This window comes from Halomonas tibetensis (assembly GCF_042643535.1).
In the GTDB taxonomy this organism is placed as follows: Bacteria; Pseudomonadota; Gammaproteobacteria; order Pseudomonadales; family Halomonadaceae; genus Halomonas; species Halomonas tibetensis.
This window is the reverse complement of the sequence record NZ_JBHRSQ010000011.1, coordinates 105,415-131,956: the sequence shown is the minus strand read 5'-3', so window position 1 is coordinate 131,956 and position 26,542 is coordinate 105,415. Positions and strand designations below refer to the sequence as shown.

The window sequence follows — 26,542 nt, the reverse complement described above, 5'->3', positions numbered from 1 at the left end:
CCGGGGAACGCCGATCGACTGAGAAGGAGTCGCTGCACTATGGTTTCGAACGACGCCTCGAACGACGCCTCGCCCGGCCGACTCAACGAAACGGCCGGCCGACTGCAGATCAGCGGTGACTGGACCCTGGCGCACCACGGGGCGCTGAGACAGCAGGTGCGGGCCCGTTCCGGCGGCGTTGACACCGACGACGCGGTAGACCTCAGCGACCTGGCCGGTCTGGACACCGCCGGCGCCCGCCTGCTGGTGGAGCTGGTCGGCGCCGAGCGCATGGCGAACGTGGGCCAGTGGGCCGCCGATCTGCCCCGCTCTCGCCTGGCGCTGCTGGAGACCGTTGCCCAGGTGCTGCGCGAACCGCTGGAGCCCGAGACACCGCCCCGGGCGCCGCTGACCGACTGGCTGGTTGACGTGGGCGAGCGCGTCGGCGCCCTGTGGCACCAGCAGCGCCTGCTGCTGGCGTTTATCGGCCTGACCCTCACCACCCTCTTCGCCAACCTGCTGCGCCCCTGGCGCTGGCGGATGACCGCGCTGGTCTCCCACGTTCACCAGACCGGCCTGAACGCCGTGCCCATCGTCGCCCTGCTCACCTTCCTGGTGGGCGCCGTGGTGGCCTTTCTGGGGGCGACGGTGCTGCGCGACTTCGGCGCGACGATCTTTACCGTCAATCTGGTGGCCTTCGCGTTTCTGCGCGAGTTCGGGGTGCTGCTGGCCGCCATTCTTCTGGCCGGCCGCACCGCCAGCGCCTTCACCGCCCAGATCGGCGCCATGCAGGCCAACGAGGAGATCGACGCCATCCGCGCCCTGGGCCTGGACCCCATGGAGCTGCTGGTGCTGCCGCGCCTGCTGGCGATGATGATCACCCTGCCGATCCTGACCTTTATCGGCATGCTGTCCGGGATCCTGGGCGGTGCCATGGTGTGCATCTTCATGCTGGATATTTCGACCGCCCAGTTTCTCAGCATCCTGCAGCGCGACATCCCCCTGAACCACTTCCTGGTGGGCCTGGTCAAGGCGCCGATATTTGCCTTCCTGATCGCGGTGATCGGCTGCCTGGAGGGCTTCAAGGTCACCGGCAGCGCCCAGTCGGTGGGCGAGCACACCACGTCAAGCGTGGTGCAGTCGATCTTCATGGTGATCCTGCTCGACGCCGTGGCCGCGCTGTTCTTTATGGAGATGGGATGGTGATGGTCGACTCGGGGCTGACGGCAAACGCTGAAACGACAGACGCTGGAACAGGAACCGGGGCGGAGGCGGTGATTCGCGTGCGCGGGCTTTCCAACCGCTTCGGTACCCACGTGGTCCACGAAGATCTGGACCTGGACATCCGCCGGGGCGAGATCCTCGGCGTGGTGGGGGGCTCCGGCACCGGCAAGTCGGTGCTGTTGCGAAGCATCGTGGGGCTCAAGCGCCCCGATGCCGGCCGCGTGGAGATGTTCGGCGAGGACCTCACTGCCCTGCCGGCTCGGCGACGCTCCGAGTTGGAGCGCCGCTTCGGCGTGCTGTTCCAGCGCGGCGCGCTGTTTTCGTCGCTGGACCTGCAGGAGAACATCGCCCTGCCGCTGATGGAGCATGCCGGGCTGAGCCGCCGCGACGCCGAGGACCTGGCGCGCATGAAGCTGGCCCTGACCGGGCTGCCGCCCAACGCCGCGCTGCTGATGCCCTCGGAACTCTCCGGGGGAATGATCAAGCGGGCGGCGCTGGCCCGGGCCCTGGCGCTGGACCCGGAGGTGCTCTTCCTGGATGAGCCCACCGCCGGGCTGGACCCCATCGGGGCGGCCGACTTCGACCAGCTGATCATGACCCTGCGCGACGCCCTGGGGCTCAGCGTCTTCCTGGTCACCCACGACCTCGACACCCTGTATACCGCCTGCGACCGCGTCGCCGTACTCTCCCAGCGTCGCGTGCTGGTGGCCGACCGGCTGGCGGTGGTCGAGGCCAGCGACGACGCCTGGATTCGCGACTACTTCCATGGCCCGCGTGGCCGTGCGGCCGCCCAGGCAGCCGAGTCTCACACGCCGACAACCCCCGGGGAGAACACCTGATGGAAACCCGCGCCCACCACCTGGTGATCGGCCTGTTCACCGTCGTTGCCGTTGTCGCCGCCCTGGGCTTCGCCCTGTGGCTTGGCAAGGCCGCCACGGACCGCGAGATGACCTACTACGAGGTCCGCTTCGACCGCCCGGTGGGCGGCCTGGATACCGGCAACGCCGTTCTGTTCAGCGGCATCCGCGTCGGCGATGTCGCCGACCTGCGCCTGGACCCGGACGATCCGCGCCTGGTGCGCGCGCTGATCCGCATCGATGCCGACATTCCCATCCGCGAGGACACCAGCGCCAGCCTGGTGCTGGCCAACATCACCGGCAGCATGAACATCCAGCTGCAGGGTGGCGGCCCAGATCGGCCACGCCTGCAGGGCAGCTATGAGCATCCCCCGCTGATCCAGGCCGAGCCCTCGCCGCTGAGCTCGCTGCTGGCCGATGGCGAGACCCTGGTCAGCGGCGTCAACCAGCTGCTGATCAACGCCAACCGCCTGCTGTCCACCGACAACACCGACCGGGTCGAGCAGATACTGGTCAACCTGGAACAGCTCAGCGAGCAGCTGGCCGCGCGCAGCGGAGAACTGGGGGCGGTGGTCGACATCGCCGACCGCCTGGGCGAAGAAGCCAGCGAGCTGCTTCGGGCGCTGGCCGGCCTGAGCCAGAGCGCCGAGACCCTGGTCGATGCGGAAGGTCGCCAGGCCCTGGAGAGCGCAAGCCAGGCCATGGGCAGCCTGCAGGGCATGACCCGCCGCCTGGATACGCTGCTTGGCAACAACGAGGAGGCGCTGAGCCGGGGCATGCAGGGCCTGGGCGACCTGGGCCCGATATTCCGTGAGCTGCGCAACACCCTGGACAATCTGGGGCGGATCACCCGCCGACTGGAAGAGAACCCGGCCGATTTCCTGCTGGGCCGCGAACCGATCGAGGAATTTTCACCGTGAGACGCCGCCGCCCCATGCTTCAACGCCTGGCCCTGCTGGCCCTGGCGGGAATGCTCTCCGCCTGCACCCTGCTGCCGGAGCGCGAGCCCGACCGCCTTTATCTGCTGCCGGCCACTTCGCTTGCGCCCGTCGACGGGCCGCCGCTGGCGGTGCGCCTGCGGGTCGACACGCCCCAGGCGTCGGCGCTGCTCTCCGGGGCACGGATTCTGGTGATGCCGGCGCCCAACCGCCTGCAGGCCTATGCCGGCGCCCGCTGGAGCGACCGCATCCCGCTGCTGCTGCGCGATCGCCTGGTGGAGGGGCTGCGCGACCGCGGGCGGCTGAGCGCCCAGGACGACAACAGCCCGCTGGGGGCCGATGTCGCGCTGGTCAGCGATCTGCGCGCCTTTCAGAGCGTCTATCAACCGGGCATAGAACCGGGAATAGAACCGGGCATAGAACCGGGAATAGAACCGGGCATAGAACCGGGAATGGAACCGGGCTTGCCGGTGGTAGAAATTCGCCTGGACGCCACCCTGGTGGATGAGACCCAGCGCCAGCGGCTGGCCGAACGGCGCTTCGAGGCGCGAGAACCCACCACGGGCACCGACGTGCAGCAGGTGGTGGAGGCCTTCGGTAGAGCCGCTGATACCCTGGCCCGGGAAGTCGCCGAGTGGAGTGAGGGGATTCTCGAGAGGCGCTGATACCGGACACGCCAAGCCCGGACGGACGATGACAAAAGGCTGACGACAAACGAGCTAATGGGGGGCCATTTCCGAAGGATGCCGTCGATTACTCTGATCGACGATGTTCCGTTATGATATCGGTAAATGACGAGGATCACAGGCGATATGGATACGACTCTTCCGAGGCAGAACCTCGGCATCAGCGCCTACCGTTGGCTGAAGCAGGACATCATCCGCGGGGCCTTTCAGCCCGGCGAGAAGCTCCTGATGAGCCGACTCAAGGAGCGCTACGACCTGGGCGTGGGCCCCCTGCGCGAGGCCCTCTCCCAGCTGGTGGCCGAGCGCCTGGTGGTGGCGATCAGCCAGCGCGGCTACCGCGTCGCGCCCATGTCCCTGGCCGAGCTGGCCGACCTCTATGACGCCCGCGCCCAGCTCGAGAGCCTAGTGCTGCGGCTGGCCATCGAGCGTGGCGACGACGCCTGGGAGGCCGGCATTCTGGCCCGGGCCCACACGCTCTCCAAGGTCGTGGGAGTCAACACCCCCGACGAGCTGCTCGACGTCTGGGACGCGCGTCACAAGGCGTTCCATACCGCCATCGCCAGCGGCTGCCGCTCCCCCCACCTGCTGCAGGTACGCGAGGGCCTGTTCGACCAGGTGGAGCGCTACCGCCACCTGTGGCTGCGGGAAACCGTGTTCTCTGAGGAGGCCCTGGCGCGCAAGCGCGAGGAGCACGCCGCCCTGGTCGAGGTGATCCTGGCCCGCAACGCCGATCGCGCCGCCGAGATGATGCGCGAACACCTGATGACGCCGGTGCCGATCATCACCGAGGCCATGCAGCGCCAAGGGCTGGCGTGACCGTCTTCGATCCGCGGGCGGATCTTTCAGGCGTCTTTTGCTGTCATACACTCGTCATCCTTGGGTGACAGGCTGATATTGCCGCTTTAAGCTGATGTGAGCCGATGCCATACCATCACCGCCCGAGCATGGGCACGCCGGAGACGACGAGATGCCCCACCTGCTGAGATTTTCCCGCGAACTGGAAGATCGACTCGATGTGATCGCCGAGGCCACGGGCCTGGGCAAGACCGAGCTGATCACCCGCTGCGTGGAAGGGGGTATCCAAGCCCTCGAGCACCAGCTGCTGCCCGATGGCGGCGCCGCCCCGCGCACCGAGCGCAGCATCGACCAGATCCTGCGCGAGAGCGGCCTGGGCGCCTGACGCCCGACCTTCTTGGCGCCTGACCCTATCGCTTGACCAGCCGATACTGGGATAAACCGAACAGTACTACCACCACGATTAGGATTGCAGCGTCAGCTAGCACAGTGTCACACTAAGTATTATACTTTGAATGACAGGGACGCGACCGGTGAGGATCTTCAAGAACGCCTGGTTCGAGCGCTTCGCCAGGAAGCAGAAACTCGAGGACGCCGCTCTCCGTGACGCCATTACACGGGCCGAACAAGGCTTGATCGATGCCGACCTGGGTGAGGGAGTCATTAAGCAGCGGGTGGCTCGCTCTGGGCAAGGCAAGTCGGGTGGCTACCGCACGATCATCCTCTACCAACAGGCACATCGCGCCTTTTTCATTTATGGCTTCGCCAAGAGTCAGCGGCGCAACATCAGCGGCGATGAGAAGGCCGCGTTCAAGAAGGCCGCACAGCACATCCTCGACCTGTCAGAAGAACACTTGGACGAGATGATACGGAAGGGCCAGTTTTCGGAGGTGGATGACGATGGCTAAGAAATATCGTAGTGATGCAATGGCCGCAATCCATGAAACCATGGAGGCGCTGCACGAGGTCGGTGCCGTCGATAAGCAGACAATGCACGACTTCAATGAAGCTTGCCTGACCCCATTAGAGTCGATACCACCCGAGGCCATCCGGGCGCTCCGCGAGCGCGAGCACCTTTCCCAGCCAGTGTTCGCACGCTACCTCAACGTCAGTAAAAATCTCGTCTCTGATTGGGAACGTGGAGTGAAGCGTCCGGGAGGACCAGCGTTGAGGCTTTTGGCCGTAATTGAGAAGAAAGGCATCCAAGCGATAGCTTGCTAAGTCGTCTTTTTTAACGACCTGAATCCGTGAAGAAGGTCGCGCAGAATCGGCGATACGCCTGCAGCGCCCCCTCGCTGGAGACGGCCTTCAGACGCACTTCCTGGCCGGGCAGACACTGGGCCAGTCGCGAGGCGGCCAGTGGCGTCAGCGCTCCCAGGCGCGGATAGCCACCGATCGTCTGACGGTCGTTGAGCAATGCGATGGGCTGGCCGTCCGGCGGTACCTGCACCGCGCCCAGACCGATGCCTTCCGACACCATCGAGCCAATCCGACACTGCAGCCGCGGCCCGGTCAGCCGAACGCCCATGCGATCGGCGCGGTCGTCCACGTGCCACGCCTCGTTGAAGGCCTGAAACAGGCTCTGCCCGCTGAAGTCGGCGACCTGGGCGCCGGGCAGCAGCGACAGGCTGGCGGTGGCGCGGTAGTCGATGCGCGCCTCGTCGGGGGCCGCGGTAAGCGAGGCGCCGGCGCTTGATGGCGCTCCCGCTGACAATCGATTTTCCGCTGACAATCGATTTTCCGCTGCCAATCGATTGCCCACGGCCAGGCGGTCCCCCTCGGCCAGCTTGCTGCCGCGCCCGTCGAATCCCCCCAGCCCTTCACGCACCACGCAGGCCACGCTGCCCAGCACCGGCTCGGCGTCGAAGCCGCCGGCCACCGCCAGATAGGCGCGCAGCCCGTTGGCGGGCGCGGCGAAGATCAGGCGCTGCCCTTCGCGGCACGAGACGCGTTCCCACAGCGGCAGCGGTTTACCGTCGAGGGTGGCGCCCAGATCGGCACCGGCCACGGCCAGCGTCAGGTTCCGCTCGGCCACCAGGGTCAGCCCGCCGAAGGTGATCTCCAGGGCGGCGGCTCCCCAGGGGTTGCCCGCCAGACGGTTGGCCCAGGCCCAGCCGTGAAGATCCGCCGGCCCGCCCTGGGTCACGCCCAGACGCCTGACGCCAAAACGCCCTGCATCTTCCAGCTGCGCCAGGGGGCCGGCACGTTCGACGCGAAAGCCGATATCGGGTGTCTTGTTTTTCTCTCTGTTCATCACGCGTTTCATCGCTTCGCCTCCATGGGCGTGGTATCGCCCCCCTGGGCCTCGAAGGCCTGCCGATCCACCGGCACGAAGCGCACCTGATCGCCGACCGCGAGCAGGCTGAAGCCTTCGCGGTCGCGGTCGAACAGCCGCGCCGAGGTGCGCCCCAGCAGGTTCCAGCCGCCCGGGGTAACCGCCGGGTAGGCCGACGTCTGGCGGCCGGCGATGGCCACGCTGTTCACCGGCACCCGCTGGCGCGGCGTCGTGAGCCGCGGCATCTCCAGGCGCTCATCCAGCAGCCCCATGAAGGCAAACCCGGGGGCGAAGCCGAGCGCAAAGACGCGATAAAGCGTGCCCGCGTGGCAGTCGATCACCGCCGCCACCGACAGGCCGGTGTGCTCGGCGACCCGAGCCAGATCGGGCCCCACGCTCTCGTCGTACCAGGTGGGCAGCTCGCGGACCTCGCCGCCCTCGGTGGGCGCATCGGGCGTGAGATCGCCCAGCAGCATGAGCAACCGACGGCGGGCCTCCTCGGGCGAGAGCCTGAGCGGATCGAAGACCACCAGCAGGGTGGTATAGGAGGGCACCAAGTCCACCAGGGCATCGCCGAAGGTAGCCTCGCAGCGCCGGGTCAGGGGGGTGATCCAGGCCAGGTTGGTCTCCTCGATGCGCTCGAACAGACGCACCATCCAACCATCCAGCCCGGCCGACTCGAGCCTTGGCAGGCGCGCGCCCTCCCCGCTCATGTCGCCGCCTCGAGCGCGTCCAGGGCCTCTCGAATCGCCCTCACCGCAGCGATGGACTCCGGGTTGTCGCCGTGAACACAGAGGGTGTCGGCGGCCAGCACGAGCTCGCTGCCGTCGCTGGCGGTCAGGGGAAGCCCCCGGGCGATGCGCGTGGCCTGATCGACGATCACCTCCGGGTCGTGATGGACGGCGCCCACCTCGCGGCGTGAGACCAGTCGACCCTCGCCGTCATAGGCGCGGTCGGCGAAGGCCTCGAACCAGAGGGTCGCGCCCAGTCCGGCGGCCAGCTGGCTCACCGCCGCCGTATCCCGGGTGGCCATGGTCATCAGCGGCAGCGACGGGTCAAAGGCCAGGATGGCCCGCATCACCGCCATCATGATCTCCGGGTCGCGGGCCATGTCGTTGTAGAGCGCGCCATGGGGCTTCACATAGCTGACCTCGACCCCCTCCGCCCGACAGATGCCGGCCAGGGCGCCCAGCTGGTAGAGCACCAGGTTCTCGATCTCCTCCGCGGTGCAGGCCAGGGAGCGGCGCCCGAAGCCGACCATGTCCGGATAGGCGGGGTGGGCGCCCACCCGCACCCCGTGCTTGCGCGCCAGGCGCACCGTCATGCGGATGACGTCGGGGTCCGAGGCGTGAAAGCCGCAGGCGACGTTGGCGAGATGGACGTGGGGCATCACCTCGTGATCCATTCCCATCACCCAGGGTCCGAAGCTTTCGCCCATGTCGGCGTTGAGCAGAATAGGTGTCATGAATGGCCTCCTTGTTATTGTGTCAGCGTTCTTGTGTCAGCTTGCTGTCTACAGTGTCAGCGATCGACGACGCCGTACCGGCTGGCGTAGGCGCGCCGGAATCGCCGCTGGCTGATCATGAACAGGGTCGCGCTGACGCTCATGGAGGCCAGCAGCGAGAGCAGAAAGACTGCCATGGGGGGCAGGTGCCCGACCAGGGTGGCGGTCGCCGCGCCGAAGGCGACCAGGCTCAGCATGCCCTTCTGGGCCATGCTCACCGTGGCCCGGGCCACGTCGGGCCCGTAGCGCTCGTGCAGGGTCCAGCCGATGGTGAAGAGCCCCACCGGGAACCCCACCAGCATGCCGGAAAGCAGCGGCCCCGACTTGACCGCCAGGGTGGTCGCCACGCTCACCAGCACGCCGGCCAGCAGTCCCCGCAGCACCAGGTCGAACCAGCCGGAGCGGGCCACGATGACCGGCTGACGCAGCCGCAGCACCCGCCTGACCCCCTCGGCCACCAGCAGCATGGCCAGATACATCAGCACCGCGACCCCGACGCCCCCCGGCACCCGCGAGAACAGCAGCGCCGCGGGTACCCAGCAGAGCGTGGCGATGCCCAGGCTGCGCAGGGCACTCAGGCGCCCGGCCGTCACCACGAAACTGATGCTGAACAGCAGAGTGGCAACCAGGGCGTGCAGGGTCGAGAGGGCCGCGGTCTGGATGAACGCCGGCGGATGCTCCTGAAGCATGAAGAAGTAGCCGGGCCCCAGAATGATGGGGGTACCGGCAATGATGCCGCCCAGCCGCGGACCCAGCCTGCCGACCGCCAGGGAGACCCCGATCACCACGACGGCCGTCGCGATCAGCTTGGTCAGCAGGACTATCAGCATCGGGGGGTCACGCGATCACCGGCAGCGTCTGCACCCGGTAAGCATGCGCCAGGGTGCGGCCCAGAACGGGGTCCTCGAGCCGCATGCGGAAGGCCTTGGCGGCGCGCACCCCGCCGATCACCGGCAGAGTGCCGCACAGCATGACCTGGCCGGGTGCCAGGCACGGCTCCTCCAGACCAAAGCGCTGCAGCAGGTCGGCGGGATGCAAAAGGCCGGTCACCCCGCCCTGCTGGTAAAGCACTTCGCTGCCATCGATGGTGGCCCAGGCGGTCATGGTGAGCGTATCCCAGTGGTCGATGACCTCCTCGAGGGGCCACACCTGACGACCCACCGGCTTGGCGCAGACCTGCTTGGAATGCGCCACCGACCAGGCCTCCGCTTCCCGGTCGGTGTGGTCGGAGCCGATGCCCACCAGGGTGCCCCGGGGTGAGCCGATCAGCACCACTTCCACTTCACCGCTGCTCGCCTCACCGAGCACCTGAACGGTGTCGGCGGTGGTCAGCTGGTCCGCGGAGACGCGGTAGAACAGCGGCGTGCTGGAGGGCGGGGTGACCCCGATCTCCCGGAGCTCTTCGATATGCTCGTCGATGGCCGCCTGCTCGCGGCCGGCCCAGCCGGCGATGATCAGCTCTCGGGTCTCGACCTCGAGGGTCTCGCCGCGATCCGCCAGGTGAAATGTCGTCATGGGGTGGCTCCTTTCATGGGGTGGCTCCTTTATCTTTATCGGTATGTCAGAGGCATATGTCAGAGGCATATATCAGAGGCAACGGCGCATCGCGTCGAGCTCAGCTCAGCAGGTTCGGCAGGAACATCGCCAGCGCCGGGAAGAGGATCAACAGGATGGCCATCACGAACATGAAGCCGACATAGGGCATGGCGCCGAGCATCACATCGTTGAAGGAACCGCCCTGCCTCACCCCCTGGACCACGTAGAGGTTGAGCCCCACCGGCGGGGTGATCAACGCCATCTCGATCAGCAGAATCAGCAGGATGCCGAACCACACCGGATCAAACCCCATGCCGATGATGATGGGAGCCACGATCGGAATCGTGATGACCATCAGCGACAGCGTCTCGATGAAGAAGCCAAGCACGATATACAGCGCGATCACCAGCATCAGCGTGGCATAGGGCCCCAGGCCTGCCGATTCCAGGAACCCGGTCAGCTCGCGGGTCACCCCGGTGGAGGCGAGCACGAAGTTGAGGAAATAGGAGGCGATGATGATCAGCATGATCATGCCCGTGGTGCGCATGGTGCCATCCAGCGCCTGGACGATGATCGAGATCGACAGCTTGCGCATGAACGCGGCGATCAGCAGCGCCCCGATCACCCCGAGGGAGGCCGCCTCTGTCGGGGTCGCCAACCCGGCGTAGATCGATCCCACCACCACGCCGAACAGGATCAGCACCGGCACGAGATGCCTGAGGCCCGACATGCGCTCCGCCCAGGTGTGCGAACTGCTGGGACCCCCGAGGCTCGGGCGCCACATGCAGAGCAGCGCGGTACCCGCCATGAACAGCAGCGCCAGCAGCAGACCCGGCACCAGCCCGGCGGCGAACAGCTTGGGAATCGAGGTCTCGGTCAGAAAGCCGTAGACGATCAGGTTGATCGAGGGAGGAATCATGATGCCCAGGGTGCCCCCGGCCGCGATCGAGCCGGTAAACAGCTTGGGATCGTAGTTCATCTCCTTGCCCTGGGGGAGCGCCACGGTGCCGATGGTCGCCGCGGTGGCAACGCTGGAACCGGACGTCGCCGAGAACAGGGTCGCCGTGCCGATGTTGGCATGCAGCAGGCCACCCGGCAGCCAGGAGAGCCAGCTTTCCAGCGCCCGATAGGTGCCCTTGGCGATGCCGGTGCGCACCAGGATTTCCCCCAGCAGGATGAACAGGGGAATGGCGATCAACAGGAAGCTGTCCGACGCCGACCAGATGACGTCGCCCATGGCCCGTGAAAGAGGAAACGGGGAGAAGAATTCATCAAGAAACAGGCCAAGCACAATCAGCGTGGCCGCCACCGGGATGCTCAAGACCAGCAGCACAAGCAGGATCAGCAGAGTGGTAAGAATCATGAGCGAGCCTCGTGGTTTTCATCGCTGATCTGTTCGTCGAGTGTCGGGCTGCCGGCAATCCGCTGAACGCCGTCCAGGTCACCCGCCAGGAGGCCCAGCAGGACGCGCAGTGCCGTCAGGCCAACGGCCAGGCTGAACCAGGCAAGCCCGATCACCCACAGGAACTGCGGGATCCACACCGGCGTTCCCAGCGGCGTATTGGCTCTGGCGCCGCCGGTGAACGAGTCCTTGGCGACCTCGAAGGCGGCCCCGACCACGAGAATGCAGAACCAGGCCATGGCCAGCAGGGCGAGCAGGTCAAGCACGCCGCGAACGCGAATGGGGAAGGTGAGATAGAGCGCATCGATACGGATATGCGCCTTGCGCATCAGGGTGTAGGCGAACGCCCAGCTGGTGCTGATCGCCATGACGTAACCGGTCAGCTCGGTGGCGTGGACGGCAGAACGCCCCATCAGCTGGCGCGAGAACACCTCGATGGTCACCAGCACCACGGTCATGAGGATCAACACGCCCCCTGCCCGTGCCATCCATAGCGACCCTACCTGCACCCCGCCGAGCACCCGGTCGAGAGTGGTATTGATCGTTTGCAGCATGTCACTCTCCAGGGCGAGACCGGGCCGCCATGGGCCCGGTCGCCAATGAGGGATCGGACACGCGCTGTTGCAGCGCGTGTCCGAGGGCACTTACTTGGACGCGGTCAGGCCGGTCACGCTGCCGATGGTCTCGTTCCAGCGATCCACCCACTCCTGGTCGACACGGTTGGCCCAGTTCGGCAGCAGGGTCTCCTCGAGATGACGGGTCGCCTCGGTGTAGTCCTCATCAGTGGCCTCGACCAGCACCATGTTGCCCGGATCGCCACGGGTGCACTCGCCCTCCCCGGTCAGGCAGGCGACCCCCTCTCGGGTCTCCTCGACGGCGGATTCCCACACGGGATTCTCGTAGTTATCGCGAATCTCGGCGGTCAGCCACGCCTGGGTCTCGGTGGAGAGCGAGGCCCACTTGTTGCCGTTCATGGCGGTCACCACATGATCCCAGCCGCCCACGGGCAGCGGGTAGAGGTGGGTGGATACCTCATACCAGCCTGAGCTGTAGCCGGACAGGGAGCCGGTCACGGCGCAGTCGATGACGCCCCGCTGAAGCGCGCCCGGCACCTCGCTGAAGTTCAGCGTGATCCCCTCGGCACCCAGGGCCTCCAGGAACTCGGCGGTGGTCCTGCCGCTGGCCCTGACCTTCTTGCCGGCCAGGTCGGAGAGCCCGTCGATGGCGACGTTGCAGAAGACCATCTGCGAGGGATAGGGGACCACGGCGAGAAGATGCGCATTGCGAAAGCGCTCCGTGAAGGCATCGGCCAGCACCGGACGGTAGGCATCGGCCACCTTGCGAGCCGTCTCGACGTCCGGGGCGATCATCGGCATGTCCAGGCCTTCCAGTTCGGGCGCATCCTGCACGGCATAGTTGACGACCGTGGAGGTGACCTCGATAACGTCGCGGCTCATCAGGCGGTATACCTCGCCGCCCCCCAGGCCCATCTGGTCGAAGGTGGTGACGCTGGTCGTGATCCGCCCCCCCGAGGCCTCCGGCAGGTGACGCTCCCAGAAGGGGCGCTCGAAGTTCTGGTAGAGCGACAGGCTGCTCCAGCTGCCCACGTAGGCGATGCTGGTCTCGTCGAGTTCCTGTGCCGGGACCTGGGAAGCGGCCACCAGCATGCCGGCAGCCACGGCAGACGCAAGGCGTTTGGTTGTCATCATGGGACATACCTCATGTTGGAGTTGTTGGAGTTGCTGGATTTGCTGGTCTTGCAGGGTGGGGATTACAGCAGGGCCAGGCGGCTGTCGGGAATATCCGTGATCAGCATGTGGCCCGGGCTGTGGGTAATGGCAAACTCGATCCCGGATTCGATCAGCACCTGCTGCGGCGTCACCCCGCAGGCCCAGAACACCGGAATCTCGTCCTCGCCAATCGTCACCGCGTCACCGTAGTCGGGCGAGCGGATGTCCTGGATACCGATCCGTGCGGGATCGCCGAAGTGCACCGGCGCCCCGTGGGCCTGGGGGTAGCGGGTGGTGATCTGGATGGCCCGGATGGCATCGGCCGCCCGGTAGGGTCGCATGGAGACCACCAGCCGCCCGCCGAACCCTCCCGCCGACGTAAGCGCCACGGAGGTGTTGTACATCGGGACATTTCGCCCCTCGTCGACATGGCGGACAGGCAGGCCATCCAGCGCCAGCGCATGCTCGAAGGTAAACGAACAGCCCAGCGCGAAGGTGACCAGGTCGTCGCGCCAGACGCCCGCGACATCGTGGACCGTTTCGTCGAGGCGACCGTCGCGGTAGAGGCGGTAGGCGGGCACGTCCCGGGCGATATCCAGATCCTCCCCCAGCACTTGGCAGCCGCGATCACCGGGCTCGCTGACGGCCAGCAGGGGGCAAGGCTTGGGGTTGGACTGGCAGAAGCGCAGAAAGCCGTTGGCCTGGGGCTCGGGCAGGATCACCAGGTTCACCTGAACATAGCCCTTGGCCAGCCCGGCGGTGGGCCCGACGAGGGTGCCCCGGCGGGCGGCGAGGCGCACGGCGAGCGGGCCGTCATCGCCCTGGAGGAGTCGTGTTGGGGTCATTGTTATGTCTCTCCTTGCGGTCCTGACAAGGTAGGACATAACAAATGATCATATCAAATCGATAATCAAGATCACTTTTGATCGGAAAAGCTGATCAGTTACTGCCGGACCCGAGCCTCGTCCCCTTCCGCCACCGTGGCGAGCGCCAGTTCGGCCACCGCGCGGACGACCCCGGCGCCGGGTGAGGCGCTAAAAGCCGTGCTGAACACCAGGTCCGGGAGAGAGGCGTCGACCCGGAACTCCCGAAGCACTCCGGAGGCCAGCTCCCGGGTGAGGATCTCGCGCGGCAGGGCACTGACGCCGAGGCCGTCCACGGTCATCCTGATGATGGTCGAGAGCGACGAGCTCGAATGGATCTGGGTGGGGTGATTGGTAGGGTTGACCAGCGAGCGGATATTGGCATAGGGCTCGCTGCGCCGCGGGTAGGTGATGATCGGGATCCTGGCCAGGTCCGCCAGGCTGATCGGCTCCTCGGGAAGCGGGATCGCCGGACTGGCCACCCAGACCAGGGAGTAACGGCAGAAGGGGCGGCTGACGAAATCGGCCTGGGTCACATCGCCGATCAGGAAGGCGATATCGATCTCCCGGCTGATGAGCTTGTCCGCCAGGTTGACGGAAATATCCACGTCCAGCTCGAGGTTGATGGCCGGGTAGGCCTCGCTGATCTTCTCGATCAGCCTGGGCAGCCAGGTGTAGGCGATGGTCTCCGATACGCCCAGTCGGATGGTCCCGTGGATGGCATCGGGGCGCGCGACCGTTTCCAGAAGCTCGGCGTGCAGCTGGAGGATCTTTTCCGCATAGGCCAGGAGCTGGCGCCCCTTTGCCGTGAGGACCGCCTTCCTGCCCGTGCGATCGAACAGCTCGATGCGCAGCTCATCCTCCAGGCTGGAAATCCTGGCGGAGATAGTGGGCTGGGAGGCGTAGAGCCGCTTGGCGGCGGCTCTGAAACTGCCCAGCCGGGCAATCCACACAAACGTTTCCAACGTCTTGATGTTCATCGGCCACCTGCTCGCCTGGCGAAATCCCGGTGACGGCGGGTCTTGCCGACAGGAAACGTCGATCACCTGCCGCCGAAATGATTGAAGAAACGTATCACACACGCTGACATCCGGCGGCTACCGTTTAGACATTGTAGAAACCGCCCGCGGTGCGAGCGGACGGCCAGCTGCTAAGCTTCGATGTGTCCCGACCACTGCCACAAGCTTTCCACAACAAGCTTCCCACATGAGGTCTGCGTGATGAGTCCACTTCGCTTCAAGCCGCTGCTGATCCCACTATCCGTGCTGGCCATTGCCGGCACGGCCCAGGCCGCCGAGTGGAACATGGCCACGCCCTACGGGGACGCCAGCTTCCACACTCAGAACATCAAGCAGTTTGCCGAGGACGTGGCCGAGGCCACCGACGGCGAACTGCGTATCAACGTCCACAGCGGGGGCTCGCTGGTGGCCCACGGCGAGATCAAGTCGTCGGTGCGCCGCGGCACCATCGAGGTGGGGGAGGTCTTCCTGTCGATCCTCTCCAACGAGGATCCGATCTTCGAGATCGACACCCTGCCCGGGGTGGCCGGCAGCTATGAAGAGGCCATGACGCTGTGGGAGACCACCCAACCGATGATCGCGGAGCTCTTCGCGGCGGAGGGCCTCATACCCCTCTACGCCGTGGCCTGGCCGGCCCAGGGCCTCTACACCCGCACGGAGATCACCGACCCCGAGCAGTTCGAGGGCCTGCGCGTGCGGGCGCCCAACATCAACACCCAGCGCTTCGTCCAGAACCTGGGCGGCAACCCCACCGAGACCGAGGAGTCGGACATTCCCACCGCCTTCAGCACCGGCCGGGTGGACGCCATGATCACCTCCAGCGCCACCGGCAATGCCATGACCGCCTGGGACTACATCTCCTGGTACACCGATGCCAACCTCTGGCTGCCCAAGAACCTGGTGTTCATCAACCAGCGCGCCTTCGACAGGCTCGATGAGGCCACCCAGGAGGCCCTGATGGAGGCGGCCGCGCAGGCCGAGGCGCGAGGCTGGCAGATGAGCCGCGACAATAACGAGACCAGCCTGCAGGCCCTCGAGGAGAACGGCGTCTCGGTGGTCGCGCCCAACGAGGCGGTCGCCGATGCCCTGCAGACCGCGGGTGACCGGCTGTTCGCCGACTGGCAGGACCGTGCCAGCGAGGAGGCCCTTGAGCTGCTCGAGACCTACCGCGCCGGCCTCGAGGAGTGATGGTCTTCAAATTCGCTCTGCTCTACCGCATGGGCGCCTGGGGAGCGGCGTCCTGCATGGTGACAATCTGCGCCCTGGTGGCCCTGCAGGTCACCTTTCGGGTCGTCGACGCGCTGTTGACCCTGGTCGGCATTCCGCGCCTCGGCCTGAGCATTACCGGCGTGTCGGAGATCGCCTCCTACCTGCTGGTGGGCGCCACCTTTCTCGGGCTGGCCTACACCTTCGTGCACCACGCCCATATCCGCGTCACCCTGCTGATCTCCCGACTCCCCTCCCGGATCCGCGTCTGGTTCGAGGTGGCGTGCCTGATCGTGGCCCTCGCCCTGAGCCTGCTGCTGGCCCATGGCCTTATCGAGCTGGCACGCGAGAGCCTGCACTTCAAGGACGTCTCCTCGGGCTTCCTGTCGATTCCGCTGTGGATCCCCCAGACCGTGCTGGCGACCGGCGTCGGGTTGCTCTGCCTGGCGCTGGCCGAGGCCCTGGTCATGACCCTGCGCATCGCCGCCAGGGACCCGGACAGCTTCCGTGAGCTCACCGCCAACGACGACAGCGACCTGCCATGACCTTGGCTGAACCCAGGACCCCTGCCGAACGGGAGACACCAACGTGCTGATCCTCAGCCTCGCCAGCATCCTGACCCTGGCGCTTCTTCTCGGCAGCGGCGTCTGGATCGCCTTTGCCCTGATCGGTACCGCCTGGGTCGCCCTGGAATTCTTCACCCCCTTCGCCCCGGGCCCCATCCTGGCCTCGGACTTCTGGGGCGCCAGCTACGGCTGGGATCTGACGGCCCTGCCGATGTTCATCTGGATGGGCGAGATCCTCTTTCGCTCGGGACTGGCCGACAACATGTTCCGGGGCCTGTCGCCCTGGCTGAACCGCCTGCCCGGCCGGCTGCTGCACACCAACATCATCGGCAGCGGCATGTTCGCCGCGGTCTGCGGCTCCTCGGCAGCCACCTGCGCCACGGTCGGCAAGATGACGCTGCCTGAGCTGGAGCGTCGCGGCTACGACCCGCAGATGGCCATCGGCACCCTGGCCAGCGCCTCTACCCTGGGGCTGCTGATCCCCCCCTCGATCGTGCTGATCGTCTACGGAGTGGTCACCGAGCAGTCCATCACGCGGCTGTTCATGGCCGGCGTCGGCCCGGGGCTGATGATCCTCGGGCTCTTCATGACCTACCTGATCGTCTGGGCGCTGCTCAAGGGCAACCGCCAGGGTCTGACCGGCCAGGACGAATCCTCGATGCCGCTGGCCCAGAAGCTTCGCCAGACCTGGGCGCTGATCCCCATCCTGGCGCTGATCGGCGGGATCATCTTCTCCATCTACGGCGGGCTGGCCTCGCCCACCGAAGCGGCGGCTGTCGGGGTGGTGCTGTCGATGCTGATCGCCCGCATGAACGGGCACTTCGGCATGGCCGTCTTCCAGGAGTCGCTGTTCGCCGCCATCCGCACCGCCTGCATGATCGCCTTCATCATCGCCGGCGCCTCGTTTCTCACCTCGGCCATGGGGTTCACCCAGGTGCCCATGCAGCTCGCCCGGGCCATCGGCGAGATGGGGCTATCGCCCACTCTGCTGCTGGTGATGCTGACCCTGCTGCTGCTGGTGATGGGTTGCTTCCTGGACGGTATCTCGCTGATCCTGCTGATCACGGCGATCATCATGCCGGTGATCAGCGCGGCCGGCTTCGACCTGATCTGGTTCGGCATCTACCTGGTGATCGTGGTGGAGATGTCGCAGATCACCCCGCCGGTGGGCTTCAACCTGTTCGTGATCCAGGGGCTGACAGGAAAGGACATCCTGACCATCACCCGGGCGACCCTGCCGTTCTTCCTTTTGATGCTGCTGGCCATCGCCCTGATGCACCTGTTCCCCGGGATCGCGCTCTACCTGCCCGAGGCGATGAACCGCTGAGACAGGATCCTTCTCGCCGGTGTCATTTGCCGGCTGCCCCGTGCGCCGATTCGCGCACGGGCTCGCTCCCGGGCTCATTCTCGGGTTCACTGCCGGGCTCTCCCCCGGGCTCTCGCTCAGATGCATGCAGGAAGGCACGCGGGTTGCGGGGGTAGAAGCGCTCCGGCTGGCGCTCCACGTGGGGGAAGACGCGGGTGTCCTTGTAGGGCATCTTCATGAAGCCGGAGACGCCGAGCCCCTCGATCTGGTCGACGGCGCCGAGGATTTCCTCCAGCCGGCGCTGGAAGTCTGCCTCCCGGGAGGGGTCCAGCAGGCGGTAGTAGCTGTGGATCTTGAGGTGCTGGGGGAGCGCCTCGAAGATGATCATCCCGGTGTGGTGGATCTCGTTGAGCGCCTCAAGCGCGGTGATGATCGTCTCCGGCAGCACCAGGAACTCTTCCGGGTCGGGGCCATCCTCGAAATAACTGTGCAGCCGGGAGCGGTCCTCCCGCTCCGGCATGGCGCTGACTTCGTAGGCCAGGCGCAGATCGGGATCGATACGAAAAGCGTGCTCCGGCCCTTCGCGATCCAGATGCAGGGTGTCGCGGGCGTTGAACAGGCAGCTCTTGAAGATGCCCTGGCGATAGATGGCCCGGGCCAGATGCACCATGTTGTTGACCGCGGCAATAAAGGCCGGGCGCCGCTCGGCATCGTGCAGGTTCAACGAGGTGTCGATGTAGACGCCGTCGGCCTCCCAGCGCACCGCCAGGCCGCCCACCACCGGATAGCGCCCCAGCCGGCTCACCGCCGCCAGGAAGGCCTTTTCGGTCTCGCCCATGCCCTGCATGAAATTCTTGTAGTAGCGGTCGAGCTGGACGTCGTTGACGTCGTTCAGGGTGTCCGGGGCGCCCTCCTCGCGCAGGAAGGCCTTGCGCGAGCTGTAGACCACGGTGTCGATCTCGCGTTCGGCCGGGCGCACCCACACCGGCACCAGCGCCTGGGGCGAAGGGGCCGGCAGGTCGATCATCACCAGCCGGGCGAGGCGCGGCATCTCGCGCAGGAAGTGGTCGCCGGCCTTCATGCGCTGGCGCGGGTCGGGGTCGAGCATGCCGTCGAGCATGCGCGCGAACTCCACCGGCAGGCCCAGGGAGGTGGCGGGAATCGCGCGGTGACCAAAGCGGCAGGACTGCGCCGAGGCCAGCGCGTAGAGGGTGCCGGCGGCACCCTGCTCGTCGAAGCGCGGCGAGGAGAGCGCACCGTTGAGCTGCTCCTCGCCGATAAAATAGACGTCGCCCAGACGGGCGTTGGTCTGCTGCAGGTTGTCCGACATCAGCTCCATGACGTTGGCCGCCACGAACTGCTGGTTGGCATCGAGCTGGGCGAATACCGAGGAGCCCCAGTCGATCAGGGCGACGGACTCGGTTTTCGCGTCGAACACCAGGTTGGAGGGCTTGATGTCGCCGTGGACGATGGGGCGCCCCGCCGGCCCCCGCTCCTCTCGCAGGGCGCCCAGGATATCCGCCAGCTGGCCGGCGATACGCACGACCAGACGCGGCGACAGCCGGCCTTCGCGCAGCGACACTTCCTCGAGGTTGAGGCCGGGGGCGCGCTGCATGACCAGGATCGACTGGTTGCGCACCCGCTGGTAGGCGATCAGCCCGGGCACCCGCGGGTGATCCACCTGCTCCAGCATGAAGGCCTCCTCTTCCAGGCGGTCCTGCAGGTGCTGGGGCAGGTTGATCCGGGTGAACTTGAAGACGTACTGATCACCCTGGGCGGTTAACCCGGCGAACACGAAGCCGTAGGCCCCCTTGCCGATCAGCGCGATCTCTCGATAGCCCAGCTGCTCGAGCTGGGCCTGGCACAGCGCCACCCACGCCTTGAGCTTGCGGGCGTCGTCGTGGCTGAGCAGGTAGATCGACTGCTCTTCCGGGATATAGAACTGCTGCAGGGGCGTCTGGGTCACGGCATCAGCTCAGGTGGAGCAGCATCGTCTCGGGATCCTCGAGGTAGCCCTTCCAGGCGTTACAGAAGCGGGCGATGGTGCCGCCATCGATGATGCGATGATCGCCGGCCCAGGTGACGGTCATGATCGCCCGTTTCACAACGCGGTCTTCGGCGTCGAAGCGCGGCAGCCACTGGGTCTTGCCGATGGCCACGATCGCCACCTCCGGGGCGTTGATGATCGGCGCGGCATAGGTGCCGCCCAGCGCCCCGATATTGGAAATGCTGAGGGTGCCGCCCTTGAGATCCTCCTGGCTCACCCTGCCGGCTCGGGCCGCCTCGGTGAGACGCTGGACCTCGGCGGCCACCGACAGCAGGCTGCGCCGCTCCACCCCCTTGACGTTGGGCACCAGCAGGCCGGCGCGGCTGTCCACCGCCATGCCCACGTTGACCGAGGGCAGGTAGTGGATCTCGCTGGCGTCATCGCTGAGCCGGGCGTTGACCACCGGCGCCTCGCGCACGGCGAGCGCCACCGCCTTCATGAAGAAGGGCATCAGGGTCAGCCGGGTCTCCTCGGCCGCCGCCAGCGGCTTCAACCGCTCGCGCAGCGCCAGCAGGGCGGTGACGTCGATCTCCTCACCGTACTGGAAGTGCGGGATGGTGCTGGCCGCCTCCACCATGCGCTTGGCCATGACGGCGCGCACGCCGCGCAGGGGCTCGATGCGCACCTCGCCGCTGGCGGGTTCGGCGGGCGCCTCGATGGCCCGGCGATCGTCGTTGCTTTCCTGGGCGGCGTCGCCAGCGTCCAGATAGCCCAGCACGTCCTCCTTGAGCACCCGCCCCTGGCGGCCCGAGCCCGGCACCTCGTCAAGGGCGAGATCGTGCTCGCGCAGCAGGCGACGCACCGCGGGGGCTGCCGGAATGCGCCCGTAGGGCCCCCGGCCCGGCGCGTCTGTCGCGTCGGCATCGCCGTCGGGTGACCGGTGTTCCCGAGCCGGGGCCCGATCGGCGGCGCCCTGGCTCTGGGAGGGCTGGGGCGCGCCTGCGTCCGCGTTGGCGGACGGCATCGATTCGTCAGGCGTCTTGGCCGACGCATCCGGCGTCTCGCTCTCGGCCTCGCCCTCGGCCTCGCCCTCTGCGACATAGCCAAACAGCGGCGCGTGCACCTTGGCGATCTCGCCTTTCTTCACGTAGAGCCGCGTGACTCGAGCCGCCTCCGGGGCGGTGATCTCCACCAGCGCCTTGTCGGTCATCACCTCGACGATCGGCTGGTCCTCCTCGATCACGTCGCCTTCGGCCACGTGCCACTCCACCACCTCGCACTCCACGATACCTTCACCGATATCGGGCAGCATAAAATCGCTCATCGTCCTGTCTCCCTCAGAAGGCCGCGGAGGCCTTGATCGCTTCAAAGATCTTCAGGTGGTCCGGCAGATACTCCTTCTCCAAGGTCAGCGGGAAGGGAGTGTCCAGGCCGGCCACCCGGGCGATGGGCGATTCCAGATACAAAAAGCAGCGCTCCTGGACGGTGGCGGCGATCTCGCCGGCAAAGCCGCCGGTGAGAGGCGCCTCATGGGTGATCACCAGACGCCCGGTCTTGAGCACCGACTCCACCACGCTGTCTTCGTCCCAGGGCAGGATCGAGCGCAGGTCGATCACCTCGCAGGAGATGCCCTCCTTCTCGGCCAGTTCAACGGCGCGCTCGATCACCTCCATCTGGGCGCCCCAGCCGAGCACGGTGACGTCGGTGCCCTCGCGGGTCACCTCGGCCTCACCGATGGGCAGCTGATAGTCCGCCTCGGGCACCTCGCCGATGGAGGCGCGATAGAGTCGCTTGGGTTCGAAGAACAGCACCGGGTCCGGGTCGCGAATGGCCGCCAGCAGCAGGCCCTTGGCCTGGTAGGCGTTGCGCGGCACCACGACCTTGAGGCCCGGCGTATGCGCAAAATAGGCCTCCGGCGACTGGGAGTGGTAGAGCCCCCCGGCGATGCCGCCACCGTAGGGCGCACGAATGGTCAGGCCGCCGACGTTGAACAGATCGCCGGAGCGGTAGCGGAACTTGGCCGTCTCGTTGACGATCTGGTCGAAGGCCGGAAAGATGTAGTCGGCAAATTGGATCTCCGCCACGGGCACCGAGCCCTGGGCCGCCAGACCGTTGGCGAAGCCGATGATGCCCTGCTCCACCAGCGGCGTATTGAAGCAGCGGGCACGCCCGTACTTCTCCTGCAGGTGGCTGGTGGCGCGAAAGACCCCGCCGAAGACGCCGACGTCCTCGCCGAAGCAGAGCACCTTGTCGTCTTCCGCCATGGCGATATCCAGGGCGCTGTTGATGGCCTGCAGCATGTTCATGGTCGGCATCTCACTCCCCTCCCCGGTTGTCTGCATCGCTGGCGTCGTCACGGGGCTTCACATCCGGGTCCAGGGAGCGCGCCCCCCGGGGATAGGCCTCCGGGTACTGGCGGATATGGGTCTTCAACTGGTCGAGCTGGCGCTGGAGTGCCGGCGTCACTTCCGCATAGACGTCGGTGACCAGGCTGTCCAGCGGAGGCGGCGGCCGCTTCTCGGCGCGTTTCATGGTCTCCAACACCTCGCGTCGCAGCGACTCCTGAAGCGAGGTCTCTTCCTCATCGCTCCACCACTCTCCGGCCACCAGCCAGTGCTTCATGCGCAGGATGGGATCCTTGTCGCGCCAGGCCTCTTCCTCCTTCTTCGAGCGGTAGCCGGAAGGGTCGTCGGAGGAGGAGTGGGCAGCGAGGCGATAGGTCATCGCCTCGATGAGCACCGGCTTGTTCTCTTCCACGGCGATACGACGCGCCTTGCGGGTGGCCGCAAGCACCGCGAGGATGTCATTGCCGTCCACGCGGATCACGTGCATGCGATAGCCGAAGGCCCTCGGGGCCACGCCGTCGGCGGCAAACTGCTCGATGGAGGGGGTCGAGATCGCATAGCCGTTGTTGCGGCAGAAGAAGATCACCGGCACTTCATGCACCGCCGCCATGTTGAGCGCGGCGTGAAAGTCGCCCTCCGAGGCGGCGCCCTCACCGAAGAAGACGATGGTGCAGTGGCCCTCCCCCGCCAGTTTCTGGCCATAGGCATAGCCGGCTGCCTGGGGAATCTGAGTGGCCAGGGGCGATGAAATCGTCATGTAGTGCAGCTTGCGCGAGCCGTAGTGGATCGGCATCTGGCGTCCCTTGCCATAGTCGAGCTCGTTACCGAACAGCTGGTTCATGAACTCGTCATAGCTGAAGCCGCGATAGACCAGCGCCCCCTGCTCACGGTACTGGGACATGATCATGTCGGCGTCATCCAGCGCCGCCGCCGCGCCGACCACCGCGGCCTCCTCGCCGGTGCACTGCATGTAGAAGGAGAGCCGACCCTGGCGCTGGGCGGCCATCATCCGTTCATCCAGCACCCGGGTCGCGACCATGGTGCGGTAGATCTCGAGCGCTTGCTCGCGGTCAAGCGCCGGCGCCTCGGCCCCCTCGTGAAGGGTGCCGTCCTGCCTGAGCAGCCGGAAGGTGGGAATGGAAAACTCGTCGCCACGCAGGAAGTCGGGCGTATGGATATCTGTTGTCGTTGTCATCTCGGTGTCCTCTACCCCTTTTGAGGGCAGTGTTGTCGCTTGCCTCGACCTTTACCAGAAGGATTTCCCCTGGCGGGTCAACGCACCCCGAGTTGACGTTAACGTAAAATGCGAAGCCGCGCATCCATCATGCCAGAAAAACGATCAAGGCTAGTGGATTCCACTGCCATGAACCCGGTAGATGAGGCCCGGGCCCCGGCGATAAGACGCGCCATCGAGACGCTGCTGGACGGCGAGTCAAGCTCAGGCTCGGCGCCCCTGCAGCAGCCGCTGGCAGCGCTCGAAGGCGCTGTCCACGGTCAGCGCCAGCAAGCCGATCAGCAGCGCGCCCTGGAGCACGTAGGCGGTGTTGCCGTTGACGATGCCGGAGATGATCGGCGCGCCGAGGTTGCTGGCCCCTACCGTGGCGCCCAGCGCGGCGGTGGCGATATTGACGGTGACCGAGGTGCGGATGCCGGCCAGGATGACCGGCGCGGCCAGGGGCAGCTCTACCTGCCATAGCCGCTGGGCGTCGCTCATGCCCATGCCCCGGGCCGACTCCATGACGCCGGGGGCGATGCCGGAGAGCCCCGCCAGGGTATTGCGCACGATGGGCAGCAGGCCGTAGAGCAGCAGCGCCACGATGATCGGCCAGGTGCCGAACCCCAGCACCGGCACCGCCAGGGCCAGCACCGCCACCGGCGGAAAGGTCTGCCCCATGGAGGCGAACTGGGCCACCAGCGGCAGGAAGTCGCGCCCCGCCGGGCGCGTCACCGCTACCGCCGCCGCCACCCCCAGCAGGATAGCCAGCAGCGAGGCCACGGCCACCACCAGCAGGTGGCGGCCCAGCAGCGGCAGAAAGTCGGCGTGGGGATAGATCACCTGGCGGGAGCCGGGTTCGATCCACAGAAACAGCGGCTCGAGCCAGGCCATGCCGAGGGTCAGCGCCAGCAGCAGGCCGCACCAGGCCAGCGGCCCCCGCCAGATGCGCCAGGCGCCGGATCGCACGGGTCGGGAAGCGCTCAGCTCAGTCATCGCGCCGCGCCCCGACCAGGCGGCGCAGGGAGAGCTCCCCCACCGGCATGTCGTTGTCGTCCACCACGGCGAGCCGGTCGGCATGCTCGCGGAACATCACCGCCAGCGCCTGGCGCAGGCTGGCGTTTCGATGGATGCGCGCCTGGGGCAGCAGGCGCGGCGAGAGCGGCAGCATCCGCTCGCCGACACGGAGCAGCGTGGTCTCCTTCAGGCCGCGGTCGTTGCCGCCCAGCAGGGACGCCACGAAGTCGTCGGCGGGATCACGCAGCAGCTCGAGGGGGGTGCCCTGCTGGACAATGCGTCCACCGTGCATCACCACCAGCCGGTCGGCCAGCACCAGCGCTTCGTCCATATCGTGGGTCACGAAGACAATCGTCTTGTGCAGCCGTGACTGCAGTTCGCGCAGTTCCAGCTGCAGCGACTCGCGGGTGATCGGATCCAGGGCACCGAAGGGCTCGTCCATCAGCAGGATATCGGGGTCCGCCGCCAGCGCACGGGCCACGCCCACCCGCTGGGCCTGACCCCCGGAGAGCTGGTGGGGGTACTTGCCGCCGAACTGCGCGATCGGCAGATCCAACAGGGTCATCAGCTCCTCGACCCGCGCCTCGACCTTCGCCCTGGGCCACTTCAATAGCCTTGGCACCAGGCCGATATTGCGCGCCACCGTCCAGTGGGGAAACAGCCCGGTGCTCTGGATCACGTAGCCGATGCGCCGTCGCAGCACCTGCTCGTCGAACTCTCGCACCTGGCGCCCTTCCAGATGGATCTCGCCCTCGCTGTGCTCGATCAGGCGGTTGATCATGCGCAGGGTCGTGGACTTGCCACAGCCGGAGGTGCCCACCAGGGCGCACAGCTCGCCCCGCTCGACGCGCAGCGAAATGTCGTTCACGGCGGTCTCGCTGCCGAAACGCTTGGTGACGCCAATCAGCTCGATCATGCGCTGGCTCCTGAGACGAGTCGGGGGTCGAGGCGGCGCGTCAGGGCCCCCAGCAGGGAATCGGCGACCAGCGCCATGGCCAGGATCGGTAGCGCGCCCAGCAGCACCAGATCCATGGCGGCCTGGCCCAGCCCCTGGAAGATGAAGGTCCCCAGCCCTCCGGCACCGATCAGCGCCGCCACCGCGGTCAGCCCGATCGCCTGCACCGTGGTGATACGCACGCCTTCGAGCACCACCGGCAAGGCCAGGGGCAGTCGCACCTGCCAGAACACCTGGCCGCGGCTCATGCCCATGCCACGGGCCGACTCCAGCACGCCGGGGTCGACGCCGGAGAGCGCCACGAAGGTATTGCGCACCATGGGCAGCAGGCTGTAGCCCAGCAGCGCTAAAAAGGCAGGGGCCCAGCCGATACCGCGAATGCCCAGCGCATGAATCCAGCCCACGTTGGCCGAGAGCCAAGCCAGCGGTGCCAACAGCAGGCCGAACAGCGCCAGGCTGGGGATGGTCTGCAGGAAGTTGAGCACCCCGAAGCCGACCCGCTCCACGCCGGTATGCCGGCGCATGGCCAGGGCGATGCCGGTGCCCAGCACCAGGCTGGCGCCTACGGCACCGCCCACCAGCAGCAGGTGGTCAACCACCGCCTCGGCGAACTGGTCGCTGCGCCCCTGGTACTCCCGCCATAGCGCCAGCGGTTCCAGCCAGGGGGCGGCCAGCCACCAGGCGGCCAGGACCCCGGCCCCCATCAGCCAGCCCGCAGCGGTGCCCAGGGCGAGCCGCGTCCGCAGCTCGATCACCATCAGCGCCAGGCAGAAGAGCAGCACCCAGAAAGCCGCCCCCAGCCCCATGCGCGCCTGGGGCTGGGAGGGATCGATGGCCAGGGCGGCCGCCCCGGCCAGCCAGAGCGGCAGCCCCATCAGCAGCAGCAGAGCAAGCGCCAGGGCCAGCCACAGCCGCCGCGATGAGGGGCGCCAGGCCAGCACCGCCAGCCCAAGCAGCCCGGGAATAGCGGCCAGAGCACCCGCCCAGCCGAAGGCCTCATGGGCATGCAGCGGACTGCCGGGCACGATACGGTTGGGGGCAATGCTGGCCAGCGGCAATACCAGCCAGGCCAGAACGGCGACCAGCGTCAGGGCCAGCAGCACGCGATTGGGGGTCGACACGTCCCTGTGCACGCCGAC

28 protein-coding genes are annotated in these 26,542 nt (G+C 66.9%); 11 read left to right on the top strand and 17 right to left on the bottom strand.

Annotated features, from left to right (window positions below; translation table 11 throughout):
- Window positions 1–39 precede the first annotated feature (39 nt).
- The 8 genes from ACFODV_RS08885 to ACFODV_RS08850 all read left to right on the top strand — a co-directional run bounded on the left by ACFODV_RS08885 (window position 40) and on the right by ACFODV_RS08850 (window position 5,700).
- Window positions 40–1,185, top strand: coding sequence for an ABC transporter permease (locus tag ACFODV_RS08885; protein WP_379757817.1), 1,146 nt, complete (start codon window positions 40–42; stop codon window positions 1,183–1,185).
- A complete protein-coding gene (locus ACFODV_RS08880; protein WP_379757968.1) occupies window positions 1,185–2,042 on the top strand; it encodes an ABC transporter ATP-binding protein in 858 nt (285 codons plus the stop codon). The genes ACFODV_RS08885 and ACFODV_RS08880 overlap by 1 nt, the downstream gene beginning before the upstream one ends.
- Window positions 2,042–2,980, top strand: coding sequence for an MlaD family protein (locus ACFODV_RS08875; protein WP_379757814.1), 939 nt, complete (start codon window positions 2,042–2,044; stop codon window positions 2,978–2,980). Before ACFODV_RS08880 ends, ACFODV_RS08875 begins: the two co-directional genes overlap by 1 nt.
- On the top strand, window positions 2,977–3,663 hold the full coding sequence (locus ACFODV_RS08870; protein WP_379757811.1) for an ABC-type transport auxiliary lipoprotein family protein: 687 nt from the start codon (window positions 2,977–2,979) through the stop codon (window positions 3,661–3,663). Before ACFODV_RS08875 ends, ACFODV_RS08870 begins: the two co-directional genes overlap by 4 nt.
- 147 nt (window positions 3,664–3,810) lie before the next feature.
- Window positions 3,811–4,500: a DNA-binding transcriptional regulator CsiR gene (gene csiR, locus ACFODV_RS08865; RefSeq protein WP_379757808.1), complete on the top strand. Its 690-nt coding sequence runs from the start codon at window positions 3,811–3,813 to the stop codon at window positions 4,498–4,500.
- A gap of 151 nt (window positions 4,501–4,651) precedes the next feature.
- Window positions 4,652–4,864, top strand: coding sequence for a hypothetical protein (locus ACFODV_RS08860; protein WP_379757805.1), 213 nt, complete (start codon window positions 4,652–4,654; stop codon window positions 4,862–4,864).
- A gap of 148 nt (window positions 4,865–5,012) precedes the next feature.
- Window positions 5,013–5,387: a type II toxin-antitoxin system RelE/ParE family toxin gene (locus tag ACFODV_RS08855; RefSeq protein ID WP_379757802.1), complete on the top strand. Its 375-nt coding sequence runs from the start codon at window positions 5,013–5,015 to the stop codon at window positions 5,385–5,387.
- Window positions 5,380–5,700 carry a helix-turn-helix domain-containing protein gene (locus ACFODV_RS08850; protein WP_379757800.1) on the top strand — a complete coding sequence of 107 codons (321 nt, stop codon included), beginning with the start codon at window positions 5,380–5,382 and terminating at the stop codon, window positions 5,698–5,700. The genes ACFODV_RS08855 and ACFODV_RS08850 overlap by 8 nt, the downstream gene beginning before the upstream one ends.
- 10 nt (window positions 5,701–5,710) lie before the next feature.
- Here ACFODV_RS08850 and ACFODV_RS08845 read toward each other — a convergent pair whose 3' ends face one another.
- The 10 genes from ACFODV_RS08845 to ACFODV_RS08800 form a co-directional block, all read right to left on the bottom strand.
- Window positions 5,711–6,745 carry a 5-oxoprolinase subunit C family protein gene (locus ACFODV_RS08845; protein WP_379757797.1) on the bottom strand — a complete coding sequence of 345 codons (1,035 nt, stop codon included), beginning with the start codon at window positions 6,743–6,745 and terminating at the stop codon, window positions 5,711–5,713.
- Entirely contained in the window at window positions 6,742–7,467 is a 726-nt protein-coding gene (locus ACFODV_RS08840; RefSeq protein WP_379757794.1) for a 5-oxoprolinase subunit B family protein, read from the bottom strand. Before ACFODV_RS08840 ends, ACFODV_RS08845 begins: the two co-directional genes overlap by 4 nt.
- Complete coding sequence (locus tag ACFODV_RS08835) at window positions 7,464–8,219, bottom strand: 5-oxoprolinase subunit PxpA (RefSeq protein ID WP_379757791.1); 756 nt, start codon at window positions 8,217–8,219, stop codon at window positions 7,464–7,466. The genes ACFODV_RS08840 and ACFODV_RS08835 overlap by 4 nt, the downstream gene beginning before the upstream one ends.
- Window positions 8,220–8,275: 56 nt before the next feature.
- On the bottom strand, window positions 8,276–9,088 hold the full coding sequence (locus tag ACFODV_RS08830) for a hypothetical protein (RefSeq protein ID WP_379757788.1): 813 nt from the start codon (window positions 9,086–9,088) through the stop codon (window positions 8,276–8,278).
- Between the two features lie 7 nt (window positions 9,089–9,095).
- A complete protein-coding gene (locus ACFODV_RS08825) occupies window positions 9,096–9,773 on the bottom strand; it encodes a DUF2848 domain-containing protein (protein WP_379757785.1) in 678 nt (225 codons plus the stop codon).
- 100 nt (window positions 9,774–9,873) lie between these two features.
- Window positions 9,874–11,157, bottom strand: a complete 1,284-nt coding sequence (locus ACFODV_RS08820) for a TRAP transporter large permease (protein ID WP_379757782.1) — start codon at window positions 11,155–11,157, stop codon at window positions 9,874–9,876.
- Entirely contained in the window at window positions 11,154–11,750 is a 597-nt protein-coding gene (locus ACFODV_RS08815) for a TRAP transporter small permease subunit (protein ID WP_379757780.1), read from the bottom strand. The genes ACFODV_RS08820 and ACFODV_RS08815 overlap by 4 nt, the downstream gene beginning before the upstream one ends.
- 90 nt (window positions 11,751–11,840) lie before the next feature.
- Window positions 11,841–12,905, bottom strand: coding sequence for a TRAP transporter substrate-binding protein (locus tag ACFODV_RS08810; RefSeq protein ID WP_379757777.1), 1,065 nt, complete (start codon window positions 12,903–12,905; stop codon window positions 11,841–11,843).
- Between the two features lie 62 nt (window positions 12,906–12,967).
- Complete coding sequence (locus ACFODV_RS08805) at window positions 12,968–13,771, bottom strand: putative hydro-lyase (RefSeq protein ID WP_379757774.1); 804 nt, start codon at window positions 13,769–13,771, stop codon at window positions 12,968–12,970.
- A gap of 98 nt (window positions 13,772–13,869) precedes the next feature.
- Window positions 13,870–14,769, bottom strand: a complete 900-nt coding sequence (locus tag ACFODV_RS08800; protein WP_379757771.1) for a LysR family transcriptional regulator — start codon at window positions 14,767–14,769, stop codon at window positions 13,870–13,872.
- Window positions 14,770–15,009: 240 nt separating this feature from the next.
- Here ACFODV_RS08800 and ACFODV_RS08795 point away from each other — a divergent pair, with 240 nt between their 5' ends.
- From ACFODV_RS08795 to ACFODV_RS08785, 3 genes are read left to right on the top strand one after another with little or no spacing between them, the layout of a single operon-like run.
- Window positions 15,010–15,996 (top strand): TRAP transporter substrate-binding protein, encoded by a 987-nt coding sequence (locus tag ACFODV_RS08795; protein ID WP_379757768.1) that lies wholly within the window; start codon window positions 15,010–15,012, stop codon window positions 15,994–15,996.
- Window positions 15,996–16,559 (top strand): TRAP transporter small permease, encoded by a 564-nt coding sequence (locus ACFODV_RS08790; RefSeq protein ID WP_379757765.1) that lies wholly within the window; start codon window positions 15,996–15,998, stop codon window positions 16,557–16,559. The genes ACFODV_RS08795 and ACFODV_RS08790 overlap by 1 nt, the downstream gene beginning before the upstream one ends.
- Before the next feature lie 43 nt (window positions 16,560–16,602).
- Window positions 16,603–17,907, top strand: a complete 1,305-nt coding sequence (locus ACFODV_RS08785; protein ID WP_379757762.1) for a TRAP transporter large permease — start codon at window positions 16,603–16,605, stop codon at window positions 17,905–17,907.
- Between the two features lie 22 nt (window positions 17,908–17,929).
- Here ACFODV_RS08785 and ACFODV_RS08780 read toward each other — a convergent pair whose 3' ends face one another.
- The 7 genes from ACFODV_RS08780 to ACFODV_RS08750 all read right to left on the bottom strand — a co-directional run bounded on the left by ACFODV_RS08780 (window position 17,930) and on the right by ACFODV_RS08750 (window position 26,536).
- Window positions 17,930–19,852, bottom strand: coding sequence for a protein kinase domain-containing protein (locus ACFODV_RS08780; protein ID WP_379757759.1), 1,923 nt, complete (start codon window positions 19,850–19,852; stop codon window positions 17,930–17,932).
- Window positions 19,853–19,856: 4 nt separating this feature from the next.
- Window positions 19,857–21,197, bottom strand: a complete 1,341-nt coding sequence (locus tag ACFODV_RS08775) for a 2-oxo acid dehydrogenase subunit E2 (RefSeq protein ID WP_379757756.1) — start codon at window positions 21,195–21,197, stop codon at window positions 19,857–19,859.
- Between the two features lie 13 nt (window positions 21,198–21,210).
- A complete protein-coding gene (locus tag ACFODV_RS08770; RefSeq protein ID WP_379757753.1) occupies window positions 21,211–22,188 on the bottom strand; it encodes an alpha-ketoacid dehydrogenase subunit beta in 978 nt (325 codons plus the stop codon).
- A 1-nt stretch (window position 22,189) separates the two neighbouring features.
- Window positions 22,190–23,413, bottom strand: a complete 1,224-nt coding sequence (locus ACFODV_RS08765; RefSeq protein ID WP_379757750.1) for a thiamine pyrophosphate-dependent dehydrogenase E1 component subunit alpha — start codon at window positions 23,411–23,413, stop codon at window positions 22,190–22,192.
- 243 nt (window positions 23,414–23,656) lie between these two features.
- A complete protein-coding gene (locus ACFODV_RS08760; protein ID WP_379757747.1) occupies window positions 23,657–24,427 on the bottom strand; it encodes an ABC transporter permease in 771 nt (256 codons plus the stop codon).
- The gene (locus ACFODV_RS08755) at window positions 24,420–25,364 is read right to left on the bottom strand and encodes an ABC transporter ATP-binding protein (RefSeq protein WP_379757744.1); all 945 of its coding nucleotides are present in this window, start codon (window positions 25,362–25,364) and stop codon (window positions 24,420–24,422) included. The genes ACFODV_RS08760 and ACFODV_RS08755 overlap by 8 nt, the downstream gene beginning before the upstream one ends.
- The gene (locus ACFODV_RS08750; protein WP_379757741.1) at window positions 25,361–26,536 is read right to left on the bottom strand and encodes an ABC transporter permease; all 1,176 of its coding nucleotides are present in this window, start codon (window positions 26,534–26,536) and stop codon (window positions 25,361–25,363) included. The genes ACFODV_RS08755 and ACFODV_RS08750 overlap by 4 nt, the downstream gene beginning before the upstream one ends.
- Window positions 26,537–26,542: the final 6 nt, after the last annotated feature.

Coding starts and splice junctions, on each gene's coding strand:
- ACFODV_RS08825 (WP_379757785.1), bottom strand. CDS start 9,773: ATGACGACATTTCACCTGGCGGATCGCGGCGAGACCCTCGAGGTCGAG.
- ACFODV_RS08880 (WP_379757968.1), top strand. CDS start 1,185: ATGGTCGACTCGGGGCTGACGGCAAACGCTGAAACGACAGACGCTGGA.
- csiR (WP_379757808.1), top strand. CDS start 3,811: ATGGATACGACTCTTCCGAGGCAGAACCTCGGCATCAGCGCCTACCGT.
- ACFODV_RS08760 (WP_379757747.1), bottom strand. CDS start 24,427: ATGACTGAGCTGAGCGCTTCCCGACCCGTGCGATCCGGCGCCTGGCGC.
- ACFODV_RS08775 (WP_379757756.1), bottom strand. CDS start 21,197: ATGAGCGATTTTATGCTGCCCGATATCGGTGAAGGTATCGTGGAGTGC.
- ACFODV_RS08845 (WP_379757797.1), bottom strand. CDS start 6,745: ATGAAACGCGTGATGAACAGAGAGAAAAACAAGACACCCGATATCGGC.
- ACFODV_RS08800 (WP_379757771.1), bottom strand. CDS start 14,769: ATGAACATCAAGACGTTGGAAACGTTTGTGTGGATTGCCCGGCTGGGC.
- ACFODV_RS08835 (WP_379757791.1), bottom strand. CDS start 8,219: ATGACACCTATTCTGCTCAACGCCGACATGGGCGAAAGCTTCGGACCC.
- ACFODV_RS08840 (WP_379757794.1), bottom strand. CDS start 7,467: ATGAGCGGGGAGGGCGCGCGCCTGCCAAGGCTCGAGTCGGCCGGGCTG.
- ACFODV_RS08770 (WP_379757753.1), bottom strand. CDS start 22,188: ATGCCGACCATGAACATGCTGCAGGCCATCAACAGCGCCCTGGATATC.
- ACFODV_RS08790 (WP_379757765.1), top strand. CDS start 15,996: ATGGTCTTCAAATTCGCTCTGCTCTACCGCATGGGCGCCTGGGGAGCG.
- ACFODV_RS08830 (WP_379757788.1), bottom strand. CDS start 9,088: ATGCTGATAGTCCTGCTGACCAAGCTGATCGCGACGGCCGTCGTGGTG.
- ACFODV_RS08850 (WP_379757800.1), top strand. CDS start 5,380: ATGGCTAAGAAATATCGTAGTGATGCAATGGCCGCAATCCATGAAACC.
- ACFODV_RS08885 (WP_379757817.1), top strand. CDS start 40: ATGGTTTCGAACGACGCCTCGAACGACGCCTCGCCCGGCCGACTCAAC.
- ACFODV_RS08815 (WP_379757780.1), bottom strand. CDS start 11,750: ATGCTGCAAACGATCAATACCACTCTCGACCGGGTGCTCGGCGGGGTG.
- ACFODV_RS08805 (WP_379757774.1), bottom strand. CDS start 13,771: ATGACCCCAACACGACTCCTCCAGGGCGATGACGGCCCGCTCGCCGTG.
- ACFODV_RS08765 (WP_379757750.1), bottom strand. CDS start 23,413: ATGACAACGACAACAGATATCCATACGCCCGACTTCCTGCGTGGCGAC.
- ACFODV_RS08875 (WP_379757814.1), top strand. CDS start 2,042: ATGGAAACCCGCGCCCACCACCTGGTGATCGGCCTGTTCACCGTCGTT.
- ACFODV_RS08810 (WP_379757777.1), bottom strand. CDS start 12,905: ATGATGACAACCAAACGCCTTGCGTCTGCCGTGGCTGCCGGCATGCTG.
- ACFODV_RS08795 (WP_379757768.1), top strand. CDS start 15,010: ATGAGTCCACTTCGCTTCAAGCCGCTGCTGATCCCACTATCCGTGCTG.
- ACFODV_RS08755 (WP_379757744.1), bottom strand. CDS start 25,364: ATGATCGAGCTGATTGGCGTCACCAAGCGTTTCGGCAGCGAGACCGCC.
- ACFODV_RS08860 (WP_379757805.1), top strand. CDS start 4,652: ATGCCCCACCTGCTGAGATTTTCCCGCGAACTGGAAGATCGACTCGAT.
- ACFODV_RS08820 (WP_379757782.1), bottom strand. CDS start 11,157: ATGATTCTTACCACTCTGCTGATCCTGCTTGTGCTGCTGGTCTTGAGC.